At 65.6% G+C, this 12,244-nt stretch carries 7 protein-coding genes; all 7 read left to right on the top strand.

Annotated elements, in window-relative coordinates; all coding sequences use genetic code 11:
• Positions 1 to 49 precede the first annotated feature (49 nt).
• The 7 genes from KCG88_RS05735 to pelG are packed head-to-tail and all read left to right on the top strand — an operon-like array spanning position 50 to position 12,227.
• A complete protein-coding gene (locus KCG88_RS05735; protein ID WP_210711942.1) occupies positions 50 to 2,860 on the top strand; it encodes a bifunctional glycoside hydrolase 114/ polysaccharide deacetylase family protein in 2,811 nt (936 codons plus the stop codon).
• The gene (locus KCG88_RS05730; RefSeq protein ID WP_210711941.1) at positions 2,838 to 6,434 is read left to right on the top strand and encodes a tetratricopeptide repeat protein; all 3,597 of its coding nucleotides are present in this window, start codon (positions 2,838 to 2,840) and stop codon (positions 6,432 to 6,434) included. Before KCG88_RS05735 ends, KCG88_RS05730 begins: the two co-directional genes overlap by 23 nt.
• A 28-nt stretch (positions 6,435 to 6,462) precedes the next feature.
• A complete protein-coding gene (locus tag KCG88_RS05725) occupies positions 6,463 to 6,984 on the top strand; it encodes a transporter (RefSeq protein ID WP_011061262.1) in 522 nt (173 codons plus the stop codon).
• A 5-nt stretch (positions 6,985 to 6,989) separates the two neighbouring features.
• On the top strand, positions 6,990 to 8,360 hold the full coding sequence (locus KCG88_RS05720; RefSeq protein ID WP_047286466.1) for a PelD GGDEF domain-containing protein: 1,371 nt from the start codon (positions 6,990 to 6,992) through the stop codon (positions 8,358 to 8,360).
• A complete protein-coding gene (locus KCG88_RS05715) occupies positions 8,338 to 9,327 on the top strand; it encodes a HEAT repeat domain-containing protein (RefSeq protein ID WP_047286467.1) in 990 nt (329 codons plus the stop codon). Before KCG88_RS05720 ends, KCG88_RS05715 begins: the two co-directional genes overlap by 23 nt.
• On the top strand, positions 9,324 to 10,856 hold the full coding sequence (gene pelF / locus KCG88_RS05710; RefSeq protein ID WP_210711940.1) for a GT4 family glycosyltransferase PelF: 1,533 nt from the start codon (positions 9,324 to 9,326) through the stop codon (positions 10,854 to 10,856). Before KCG88_RS05715 ends, pelF begins: the two co-directional genes overlap by 4 nt.
• Entirely contained in the window at positions 10,857 to 12,227 is a 1,371-nt protein-coding gene (pelG, locus tag KCG88_RS05705; protein ID WP_047286469.1) for an exopolysaccharide Pel transporter PelG, read from the top strand.
• Positions 12,228 to 12,244 lie beyond the last annotated feature (17 nt).

The raw sequence follows: 12,244 nt of genomic DNA, 5'->3' as shown, positions 1-12,244 counted from the left end.
CTGCCCTAGAGCCTGATGTTGTGCAGATTGATCTACTGAAGAGTGAGTTATGGATATCGAGTTTCGCAGGGGGCATGTCTGCAAAGTGGTTCGACGCCTGTTTACCGCATTGGCCTTGTGTGCCACCAACACCCTGGTGCAGGCCGCGCCCGCGGCGCCCGCCAGCGTCGGGTTCTGGTACGCCGAGCAGCCACCCTTGCAAGAGCTGGCGCAGTTCGAATGGGCAGTGGTCGAGCCCGGCCATATGGCCAGCGCCGATGTCGCCACCTTGCGCAAGCTCGGCAGCCAGCCGTTCGCCTACCTGTCGGTAGGGGAGTTCGACGGCAACCGCGCTGCCCTGGACAAGCAGGCCCTGGCCCAGGGCGCCAGCCCCGTGCGCAACAAGGCCTGGGACAGCCAGGTGATGGACATCGCCACCCCGGCCTGGCGCGAACACCTGTTCAAGCGTGCCAAGGCGCTGCAGGACCAGGGCTACGCCGGCCTGTTCCTGGACACCCTGGACAGTTTCCAGTTGCTCCCCGAGGCCGATCGCGAACCGCAACGCAAGGCCCTGGCCTCGTTCCTGCGGGAACTGCACAGCCGCCTGCCCAACCTCAAGCTGTTCTTCAACCGGGGGTTCGAGGTATTGGGCGAGCTCGATGGCGTCGCCTCGGCCGTGGCGGTGGAATCCATCCATGCCGGCTGGGATGCCTCGGCCAAGCGTTACCGCCCGGTTTCCGAAGCCGACCGCACCTGGCTTGAAGGCGAACTCAAGCCGCTGCGTGCACGCAACATCCCGCTGGTGGCCATCGATTACTTGCCGGCCAACCGTCGGGAAGAGGCGCGCAAGCTGGTCCGGCAATTGAGCCAGGAAGGCTTTATCCCGGTGGTCACCACCCCGGACCTCAACGCCCTGAGCATGAGCACCGTGGAAGTCCAGCCGCGGCGCATCGCCATGCTCTATGACCCGCGCGAAGGGGAACTCTACGATCACGCCGGGCACCGCATGCTCGGTGGCCTGCTGGAATACCTGGGTTACCGGGTGGACTACTTCCCGGTGGACGACAGCCTGCCTGCCTACAGCTTCGCTGGCCTTTACGCCGGGGTGGTGCTGTGGATGACCAGTGGCCCGCCCGAGGACAGCCGTGCCTTCTATAGCTGGGTCGGCCAGCGCCTGGATGAACAGGTGCCCCTGGCGATCATGGCCGGCCTGCCGATCGAGGACCGGGCGCTGCTCAAGCGCCTGGGGCTGAACCTGGCGGCGCCGGGGGCCCGCGATGCCCTGCATGTGCTGAGCCAGGACAAGAGCCTGATCGGTGCCTTCGAGGCACCGGTGGTGGCGCGCAGTCGCGAACTGACCCGCGTGGGCCTGCTGCCCGACGGGCCTAAACCGGCACTGGTGCTGGGCGATGACAAGGGCGCCAAGTACGTTCCGGTGGCCACCGCCGCCTGGGGCGGCATGGCCCTGGCCCCCTATGTGGTGGAGGCCAATGTGGAGCGCAGCCGCTGGATTCTCGACCCGTTCGCCTTTATCCAGAAGGCCCTGCGCCTGGCGTCCCAGCCACGCCCGGACACCACCACCGAGAACGGTCGGCGGATCGCCACGGTGCATATCGACGGTGACGGTTTCCCGTCCCATGCCGAAGTACGCGGCACCCCGTATTCCGGGCGCCAGGTGCTGGACGACTACATTCGTCCCAACCCGTTCCTGACCTCGGTCTCGATTATCGAAGGCGAAGTCGGGCCCAAGGGCATGTCGCCGTTCCTGGCTCCGGAGCTGGAGCCCATCGCCCGGGAGATCTTTGCCGATCCCAAGGTCGAAGTGGCCACCCACACCTACAGCCATCCGTTCTACATGCAGCCGGAGAAGGCCAAGAAGGACGAGGATTTCCACGCCGAATACGGCCTGCGCCTGAATATTCCGGGCTACAAGACCCTGGACTACAAGCGCGAGATCTTCGGCTCGCGGGACTACATCAACAGCCGCCTGACCACCGCGCAGAAACCGGTGAAGCTGATCTTCTGGCCGGGGGATGCGCTGCCCAGCGCCGAGACCATCAAGATGGCCTACGACGCCGGCCTGAAAAACGTCAATGGCGGGCAGACCATCCTGACCAAGGCCAACTCGTCGCTCACCGGCCTGTACCCGTTGTTGCGGCCGACCTCGGGCGGCTTGCAGTACTACGCCCCGGTGATCAACGAGAACATGTACACCAACCTCTGGAAAGGCCCGTACTACGGCTTTCGCGATGTGATCGATACCTTCGAGCTGACCGACAGCCCTCGGCGCCTTCGCGGCATCCACCTGTACTACCACTTCTATTCGGGCACCAAGCAGGCGTCGATCAAGGCCATGACCGACATCTACCAGTTCATGCGTGGACAGCAGCCGCTGTCGTTGTGGATGAGCGACTACCTGGACCGGGTCCACGGCCTGTACCAGGCAAGCCTGGCGCGGACCGCCAATGGCGACTGGCAGGTACGGGGCATGGACGGCCTGCGCACCTTGCGCCTGGACCCGGCGCTGGGTTGGCCGGACCTCGGCCGCTCGGTGGGGGTGGCCGGGGTGCGCGACTTGCCCCAGGGGCGCTATGTCGCCTTGAGCAGCGATCATGCGCTGTTGGCCCTGCGCCCCGAGCGCGATCCGCGCCCGGCACTGGAGCTGGCCAATATTCCCCTGCGCGACTGGCGCTATGTCAATGACCGGCAGGTGAGCTTCTCCTTTGCCGGCCAGTTCAACCTGGAATTCTCGGTGCGTTCGGCCAGCGCCTGTCGGGTCGAATTCCAGGGCCAACGCTACGCCGGCAAGTCCGAACAGGGCCTGTGGCATTTCCAACTTCCCGCCAAGCAGGTGAGTGATGCCCAACTCCTCTGCAATTAAGGCCAAGGCGCCCGGCGCGCGGCTGCTCAATCCCTGGGCCCTGCTACTGGTGGTGATCGCCGTCGGCGTATTGCTGTGGGCGACCTTTCGCAATGAAGAGGCGTTCCGCCCCAAGGGCGGGCAGCCGGACGAAGTGTCAGCCAGCTACGCCGAGGTGCTGCTGGCCGCACACCCGGAAAACAATGAGCTGCGCACCCAGCTGCTCGACCTGCTGATTCAACTGGGGGATTACCCCAAGGCGGAAAAACACCTGGCCCAGTGGCAGCGGCCCGATCCGGCACTCAAGGCCTACTACCGTTTGCAGCTCGATGCCCTGGCGCTGAACACCAGCACCGACAGCGCGGCCCTGCAGGCCCTGGCCGAACGTTTCAAGGCCTTTGACTACAAGCCGCTGCCGTCGCCGCAACTGGAGCGCCTAGCCACTTTGGCCCTGAGTGCCCAGGCCCCGGGGCTGGCGGCGGACGCCTATGCCGAGCTGGCGCGGCGCGACCCGACTCGGCGCGAGCAGTGGCTGCCTGAAGCCGCCAAGTGGTATCAGGCTAGCGAACAGCCGGGGCGCGCGGCCGATCTCTATATGCAGTTGCTCGATGCCAGCCAGGCCCCCGAGGCGCGTCGGCAGTTCCTGCAACAGGCCTTCACCACCTTGGTGGCGGCCGATCGCGGCGATCAGGCGGTGGAGCTGCTGGCCCGAGAGCTGGCCGCACAGCCGGACGTGGCATTCGAACCGGCGCTGCTGGACCGCGGCGTGGATGTAGCCGTGGCGCACAACCGCGTGGACCTGGCGGAACAGTTCTTCAGTGCCTGGCGCAAGGTGCAGCCCGACAGCCCGGAAATCCTCGCCAAGGAATTCAAGCAGCGCCTGGCCTTCGGTGACTTGGCCGGCGCCCATGCGGTGGGCCTGCAACTGCTCGAACAGCGGCCGGATGACCCGCAATTGCTGGAGCAGATGGCCCATCTCGCCGAATGGCAGGGCGACTCGGCCGCCGCCCTGGGCTACTGGATCAGCCTGAGCACGTTAAGCAAGGACCCGGCGCAGTTCGAGCACACCTGGCGCCTGGCGATGCAGACCTACGACTTCGACCGGGGCATCCCGCTGCTGGCGGGGATCATGGACAGCCGCGCGCTGACCAACGTCGAGCTCGATGCCCTGGTCTACGCGCAAGAGTCCAGGGGGACGCCCGAGGAGGCCGAAAAGTGGCTGCGCCGCTATGTCGCCAAATACCCGAAACAGCGTCTGGCCTGGGTGCGCCTGTTGCAGAACCTGGAAAACACCGAGCAGTACCCGCAGCGGCTGGTGGTCTGGAGCCAGTTCGCCAAGCGCTATCCGCTGACCAGCACCGAGCGTGTGGACTGGGCCAACAACCACCTCAAGCTGTTCGATAGCCAGGGGGCCTGGAAAGTCATCACCGCGGTGGATGGCAACAAGATCAAGGACTTCAACTACTGGCAGTCCCGCGCCGCCCTGGCCTGGGACCTGGAACTGGACGACGAGCTGCAGCTGGCGCTGGAGAAGATGCTGGCGATCAAGGGCTCGCTCAATACGGGCGACGAAAGCGAGCTGATTGCCCTGTATCGCACCCGCGATCCGCACAAGGCCCTGCAGTTGACCGTCGACAGCTGGCGCCAGGGCCACAGCCCGCAGCGCCTGGTGGCCGCCCTGCAACTGGCCCAGGAACTCCAGGACTGGCCTCTGGTGGTCGATTTGCTCAAGGAAGCCGAGCAGTACCCGGGTGCCAGCGACCAGTCCCAGGTGCTGGCCGCCCGCGCCGCGTTGGCGGTGCAGCAGGGCCAGACCGATCTGGCGCTGCGCCTGTATCAACAGGGCTTGAGCCGCTTCCCGGACGACAACACCTTCCGTGAGCGGCTGCTGTGGCTGTATGTCGACCTGGGCCGCACGGGCGAGATCAAGCCGCTGTTGCAGCAATGGCGCTCCCTGGCCCGCAGTGACAGCAGCCTGTGGCTGCCGTTCGCCGCCGCCAGCCAGTTGCTCGGGCGCAATACCGAGGCCCTGGCCTGGTATCGCCTGTACTTGCAGGCCAACCCCCGGGACTGGATGGTCCAGGCCGCCTATGCCGATGCCCTGGAGGGCGCCGGTTATGTCGATTCGGCCCAGCGCTTGCGCCTGCGGCTCGATCGCCAGGTCAGCCCGGAGCAGATCCGCGCCACGCCCCAGGGCTATGCCACCTGGCTGCGCCTGCTGGCCAGCAGCTATTCGTCACGCAAGGCGCAGAACAAGGCCATGCAGTGGCAGGACGGCTCCAAGCCGATGCTGCAGCTGTGGTTCGATCAGTTCCTCGCGCGCCTGGATGACCTCAATCAGTCGGCGCAAAAGGATGAGTGGTTGGCCTGGGCCCGCAGCCGCGGCCTGAAGGTCAGCCGCTACGAGCAGATCCAGGAAGCCCTGCGCGGCAGCAACCGCCAGGCCCTGGAGCGCCTGGTGGCCAGCGGCGACCTGGATCCGGCGCAGCAGGTCGAGGCCCTGAACAGCCTGGGCCACAGCGGCGAAGCGCTGGCGGTGGGCCTTTCGGCACTGGGTGACGAGCAACCGGCGGCGCTGCGCGAGCAACTGCGCCGCCAGGCCATCGAGATGACCGAGCGCACGCCCCAGGGTATGCAAATCGCCTGGGAGCGCCAGGACTACGGCGGCCTGGTGTTCAACGGCCCGCGCCTGACCGCCGCGCGCTATCTGGACGACAACTGGTACGCCAAGCTGGTCCTGGAGCAGGGCCGCTACAGCGGCGATGTGCTGGATGAGTCGCGCCTGGGCAATGAGACCAACACTGAACTGACCTTGCAGCGCCAGTTGGAGAACGGCAACTACAAGCTGATCTTCGACAGTAGCCTGCGCAAGGACGATGACCGCAACGGCCTGGGTGCCAGCCGCACCTGGCAACTGGACAGCGGCAACGAGCTGGACGTCGGTGCCGACTGGCACCGCAAGAACGAGGACAGCGGATACATGCGCACCTTCGGCCAGCAGGATGATGTCTGGGTGGGCGGCCGGCATCGCTATTCGGCCCGTGACCAGTTGTCCTGGAACCTGGCCCAGCGCTGGTTCTCGACCCGCGGCGGCGATGACCTGGGCAGCGGCCAGGCGTTGAAGATCGAGTTCGACCACACCTTGCAGTTCGAAGGGCCGAACTGGGAATTGCGCAGCGGTATCGACTACCAGCAGAACAGCCTGAACAACCGTTCGCTGCCCGACCTGGCCAATACCCTGGGCGGAGGCATCGATCTGGCCGGGGCCGATCTCGACAACCCCGAGCAGATCACCAGCCAGACCCTGCTGCAGAAGCGCTACGGCCAGCTGTTCTTCGGCAGTGCCTGGCGGCGCGGTTTCCCGGGGGCGCTGAACCGCACGCGGGGGCAGTACACCTGGCTGGTGGATGTCAGCACCGGCTGGCAGTGGACCGACAACACCATCAACTACGCCATCAGTACCGGTGTCGGCACCGAGGTGATAGGGGATGACGAATTGGCAGTGACCCTTGGCTACCAGTCCGCGCCACAAGGCGGGGCAGGCAAGTCCGGGGGCACTGCAGGTGTCAGCTACAGCGTGCGTTTCGGACGCTGATCATGGAATTCAAAGAGGAGTAAACCTTATGCAATCCATTCGTTGCGTGAGTCTGGCAATGGTCGCCTTGCTGATGGCCGGGTGCAGCAGCTTCACCGGGCAAAGCAGCCCCGAGTTGTCCAAGAGTGCGCGCTGGGGCGTGCTGCCGCTGGTCAACTATTCCCAGACACCCCAGGCCGGCGAGCGCAGTGAGCAGATTCTGCTCAGCGTGCTGAGCAGCCGCGGCCTGCAACCCCAGGTCTACACCGGTACGGCGGGGCAGGGCGAACAGGCCCTGCTCGACGACAACGAGCGCCTGGCCGGGGCCATGGACTGGGCCCGGGAGCAGAAGCTCGACTATGTGGTGTCCGGCAGCGTCGAGGAGTGGCAGTACAAGAACGGCCTGGATGGCGAACCGGCGGTGGGCATCAGCCTGCGGGTGGTCGAGGCCGGTACCGGCAAGGTGCTGTGGAGCAATAGCGGGGCCCGCGCCGGCTGGTCCCGGGAAAGCCTGGCCGGGGCCGCCCAGAAGGTGCTCGACAAGCTTGTCGGTGGCCTTCGGATCGAGTGACTGCCATGAACTCTCCACACATGGACTATGCGCTGGCGCCCCGCGCCAGCGGTCCGGCGTCCTGGCTGGAAACCTTTCTGGTGACCGCCTTGGTCATCGGCGTCGGCCTGTGGCTGACCCCCGAGGACCCCTTGCAGGTGCAGGGTGAGTTTCCCTGGTCGGTGCTGGCGCCGCTGCTGCTGGGGGTACGCTACGGGTTTGTCCGCGGCCTGATCAGTGCCAGCCTGCTGGTAGCGGCGTTCTTTGCCCTGCGTCATTCGGGGCTGGCGAGCTACGCCCAGGTCGCGCCGTCCTACATCGTCGGCGTACTGGTCTGCGGCATGCTGGTGGGCGAGGTGCGCGACCTCTGGGAGCGGCGTTTGCTGCGTTTGCAGATGGCCAACGAGTACCGCCAGTACCGGCTTGATGATTTCACCCGGGCGCACCAGATTCTGCGGGTCTCCCACGACCGCCTGGAGCAGCGCCTGGCGGGCAGCGACCAGAGCTTGCGCAGTTCCCTGCTGGGCCTGCGTGATCGGCTGCGCGCGGCGCCCAATGGCGGCGATTCGCTGAGCCTGCTGGCCGAGCCGGTACTGACCCTGCTCGGCCAATATGGCTCGCTGCGGGTGGCCGGGCTGTACCGGGTGGAGCAGGGCGCCAGTGCGGCGCCACAGCTGAGCCTCTTGGCCTCGATCGGCACCATGGGGCCCCTGGACAGCCAGGACCTGCTGGTGCGTATGTGCCTGGAGCGCCAGGAACTGGTGAGTGTGCGTGAGGAACTGCTGGATAGCGGCGCCCAGGCCTCGGTGTCGTCCTTGCAGGCCTGTGTTCCGCTGGTGGACACCCAGGGCCAGGTGCTGGCGATTCTGGCAGTGCGGCAGATGCCGTTCTTTGCCTTCCAGGAGCGCACCCTCAGCCTGATGGCCCTGCTGGCCGGGCATATCGCCGACCTGTTGCACCCGGACCCGCAGGTACTGCAACTGCAGAGCGCCGATGCCCAGCACTTCACCCGCCAACTCAAGCGTTCACTGGTGGATGTCGAGCGCCACGGCCTGTCCGGTTGCCTCTATGCCTTCGAGCTGACCCAGCCCAATGATGAACTGGCGCGGCTGTTCGAACGCAGCCAGCGAGGCCTGGACCTGCATCTGAGCCTGGCCAATGCACGCGGGCACGAACTGTTGCTGGTGCTGTTGCCGCTGACCAGCGCCGAGGGCGCCCAGGGCTACCTGGCACGCCTGGGCAAGCTGGTCCACGAGCACTTCGGCATGAGCGTGGAACTGGCCGGCCTGGGGGTCAAGGTGCTGCCCTACGACCTGGAGTCGGCCCGGCAACGCGATGGGCTGCGTAACTTCCTGTACAACGAGTGTGGCCTGAATGATCAGCAAGTGGCTGTTTAGCGGAGCGCTGTTTTTCGAGATCGGCAGTTGGGCCAGCCTGACGGCGCAGATGCCCGACCTGCAGATCGCGCTGCTGTATGCAACGACCCATGGCATCGCCTGTGGCCTGCTGACCGCGGCGGTCTGGCTGCTGCTGCCGGCGCGTTATCGCCGGCCGTTGCCATGGAGCCCGCTGTTCATCTTCAGCCTGGCGTTCTTTGTGCCGCTGATCGGGGCCGTCGGGGTGATTGCCGCGATCTTTCCGGCGCTGTACCTGCCGCGCAAGCGCGAGGCGCAGACGTGGCAGGCGGTGGGTATTCCCGACCTGCCGTTTCGCGCTCAGACGCAACTGCATTCGCCTACCTTCGGCGACAGCGGGCTGCAGGATGTCTTGCGTCATGCGCCGGACCCCGACCAGCGCCTGGCGGCCTTGCTCGCCACCCGGCGGATGCCGGGCAAGGAAGCGGTGCCGATCCTCAAGCTGGCCCTGGGCGACCCGAGCGACGATGTGCGGCTGTTGGCGTATTCGATGCTCGACAAGCAGGAAACCGACATCAACCAGCGGATCCAGTCCTCCCTGGAACAACTGCCCGGCGCGGCGCCGCAGAAGGCCGGAGCCTTGCACGCGACGCTGGCCCGCTGGTACTGGGAACTGGCCTACCTGGGCCTGGCCCAGGGCAGTGTGCAGCAGCACGTGCTGGGCCAGGCCGGCGAGCATGCCGAACAGGCGCTGAAGCTGGGGGAGGGCGGCGAGCTGCTGTTGCTGGCCGGACGCATCGCCCTTGAACGCGGTGACGTCGGCAAGGCGCGCCTGCACATGCACCAGGCCGAGGAGGCGGGCATGGACCCGGCCAAGGTCCTGCCATTTCGCGCCGAAATCGCCTTTGAAACCGGCCGCTATGCCGAGATTCCCGGGCTGCTGCGAAGCCTGCCGGAACAAATGCAGCAACGTCCGCCCTTTGCCGGGCTGGTAAGGACCTGGACATGAAGAAAACCCCCGACTCAACCCCCATCGCCGATGTCTGCCTGCTGCTCGAGGGCACCTGGCCCTATGTGCGTGGTGGCGTGTCCGGCTGGATCCACCAGATGATCCTCGGCCTGCCGCAGCTGAAGTTTTCGGTGCTGTTCATTGGCGGCCAGCGCGAGGCTTATGGGCAGCGCCGCTATGAGATTCCGGCCAACGTCGTGCATATCGAAGAGGTGTACCTGGAAGAGGCCTGGCGCAACCCCAGGCACAAGCGCGAGGCCCATCGCGCGTCCCTGGAGGAACTGAGCAACCTGTACCGCTACCTGCACAACCCGCAGAAGCCCGCCGCCGAGCTGGGCATCGAAGTGCTGGCGTCCCTGGCCCAGGGGCGCATCACCCTGGACGACGTGCTCTACAGCCGGCCCAGCTGGGAAGCACTGACCGAAGGCTACGAGCAGCATTGCGCCGATCCGTCCTTCGTCAACTACTTCTGGACCCTGCGCACCATGCAGTCGCCCTTGCTGATGCTGGCCAATGCCGCCCGGCACATGCCGCGGGCCCGGGTGCTGCACTCGATTTCCACCGGCTACGCCGGGCTGGTGGGCTGCATTCTCAAGCAGTTGTGGGGCTGCCAGTTCCTGCTCAGCGAGCACGGGATCTACACCAAGGAGCGCAAGATCGACCTGGCCCAGGCCAGCTGGATCGCCGAAAGCAGCAACCAGGCGCTCAACGACAGCATGGATTCGGGCTCCGGCTATATCCGCATGCTCTGGGTGCGCTTTTTCGAACGAATCGGGCATCTGGTCTATGAAAGCGCCGACCAGATCATTGCCCTGTACGACGGCAACCGCCAACGCCAGATCAAGGACGGCGCGCCCCCCGAGCGCACCCAGGTGATTCCCAACGGCATCGACCTGCAGCTCTGGACCCAGGCCCTGGAGGCCCGGGCCGAAGGCATTGCGCCGGTGGTCGGGCTGATCGGCCGGGTGGTGCCGATCAAGGACGTCAAGACCTTCCTGCGGGCCATGCGCGGGGTGGTCAGCGTGATGCCCGAGGTCGAAGGCTGGATCGTCGGGCCGGAAGAGGAGGACCCGGAGTACGTCGCCGAGTGCCGCAGCCTGGTGGCGAGCCTGGGGCTGGAGCAGAAGGTGCTGTTCCTGGGCTTCCAGAAAATCCAGGACATCCTGCCGCAACTGGGGCTGATGGTGCTGACCTCCATCAGCGAGGCCCAGCCCCTGGTGATTCTCGAAGCCTGGGCCGCCGGCACGCCGGTGGTCAGCAGTGACGTGGGCTCCTGCCGCGAGCTGATCGAGGGCGGCGAGGCGGCTGATCGGGACCTGGGGCGGGCCGGGGAAGTGGTGGCGATCGCCGACCCGCAGGCCACCTCCCAGGCGATCATCGACCTGCTGCGCAGCCCCGAACGCTGGCAATCGGCCCAGGCGGCGGGCCTGTTGCGGGTGCATCGCTACTACAGCGAGCGCCTGATGCTCGACCGCTATCGCACGCTCTATCACACGGCCATCGGCACCCTACACAAGGAGGCTGTGTAAATGGCCGGCATCGGTTTCGAACTGCGCAAGATTCTCTCCCGCGACTCCTACACGGCGACCCTGCACGCCTATGTCTATGCCGGCCTGATCAGTTCCGGGCCCTGGGTGCTGTCGATCCTCAGCGTGATGCTGGTGGGGGTGATCAGCCTCGGGCTGGTGGTGCCGGAGGTCCTGATCCGCCAGTTCCTGATCACCGTCACCTACCTGATGGCCACGTCGCTGATCCTGACCGGCGGCCTGCAGCTGTTTTTCACCCGCTTCGTGTCCGACCGCCTGTTCGAGCGCAAGTACGAGCAGATCCTGCCGAACCTGGTGGGCGTCCTCTTGCTGGTGACCCTGGGCTCCGGGGCGCTGGGCATCCTGCTGCTGGTGACCCTGTTCGACCAGCCGCTGATCTACCGCCTGCTGACCCTGGCCAACTTCGTGGTGCTGTGCAACCTGTGGCTGGTGATCATCTTTCTCTCGGGGATGAAGGCCTATAACCGCATCCTCCTGGTGATGCTGGTGGGGTATGGCTTGATGGTCGGCAGCGCCTTCTACCTGCGCTACATGGGCATGGAAGGGCTGTTGCTGGCGCTGCTGCTGGGGCACAGCACGCTGCTGTTCCTGTTCCTGTACGACATCCTGCGCGAGTACCGGGCCGAGAAGCTGGTGGCCTTCGACTTTCTTGACCGCCGCCAGGTGTTTGTCAGCCTGCTGCTGACCGGGCTTTGCTACAACCTGGGGATCTGGATCGACAAGTTCATCTTCTGGTTCAACCCGGAAACTTCGAGCCAGGTGATTGGGCCGATGCGCGCGTCGATTCTCTACGACTTGCCGATCTTCCTCGCTTACCTGGCGATCATTCCCGGGATGGCGGTGTTCCTGGTGCGCATCGAAACCGATTTCGCCGAATGGTACGACCGCCTGTTCCGTGCCGTACGCGATGGCGAGACCTTGCAGCACATCGGTTCGCTGAAGGCCGAGATGACTTTCTCGATCCGCCAGGGCCTGCTGGAAATCTGCAAGGTCCAGGGGCTGACGGTGGTCCTGCTGTTCCTCTTCGGCCCGCGCCTGCTGGAGTGGCTGGGGATGTCCAGCTACTACCTGCCGCTGTTCTACATCGACCTGATCGGGGTGAGCATCCAGGTGGTGTTCATGGCGATTCTCAACGTGTTCTTCTACCTCGACAAACGCGCCATCGTGCTGGAGCTGTGCCTGCTGTTCGTGGCCCTCAATGCCGCCCTGACCTTGCTCAGCCTGCACCTGGGGCCGAGCTTCTTCGGCTATGGCTTTACCCTGTCGCTGCTGATCTGCGTGCTGCTGGGGCTGACGCGGCTGTCCACGGCGCTGGATGACTTGGAGTACGAAACCTTCATGCTGTCGCGTTGAGGAGCATCGGCAAGCGC

It is taken from the genome of Pseudomonas sp. MWU349, from assembly GCF_017947325.1.
Taxonomy (GTDB): domain Bacteria; phylum Pseudomonadota; class Gammaproteobacteria; order Pseudomonadales; family Pseudomonadaceae; genus Aquipseudomonas; species Aquipseudomonas protegens.
The sequence above is the reverse complement of the archived record's forward strand: the minus strand, read 5'-3'. Positions and strand labels throughout refer to the sequence as shown.

Bases quoted from the DNA above. Each gene is read 5' to 3' on its own strand.
- pelG (WP_047286469.1), top strand. From the start codon at position 10,857: ATGGCCGGCATCGGTTTCGAACTGCGCAAGATTCTCTCCCGCGACTCC.
- KCG88_RS05715 (WP_047286467.1), top strand. From the start codon at position 8,338: ATGATCAGCAAGTGGCTGTTTAGCGGAGCGCTGTTTTTCGAGATCGGC.
- KCG88_RS05720 (WP_047286466.1), top strand. From the start codon at position 6,990: ATGAACTCTCCACACATGGACTATGCGCTGGCGCCCCGCGCCAGCGGT.
- pelF (WP_210711940.1), top strand. From the start codon at position 9,324: ATGAAGAAAACCCCCGACTCAACCCCCATCGCCGATGTCTGCCTGCTG.
- KCG88_RS05735 (WP_210711942.1), top strand. From the start codon at position 50: ATGGATATCGAGTTTCGCAGGGGGCATGTCTGCAAAGTGGTTCGACGC.
- KCG88_RS05725 (WP_011061262.1), top strand. From the start codon at position 6,463: ATGCAATCCATTCGTTGCGTGAGTCTGGCAATGGTCGCCTTGCTGATG.
- KCG88_RS05730 (WP_210711941.1), top strand. From the start codon at position 2,838: ATGCCCAACTCCTCTGCAATTAAGGCCAAGGCGCCCGGCGCGCGGCTG.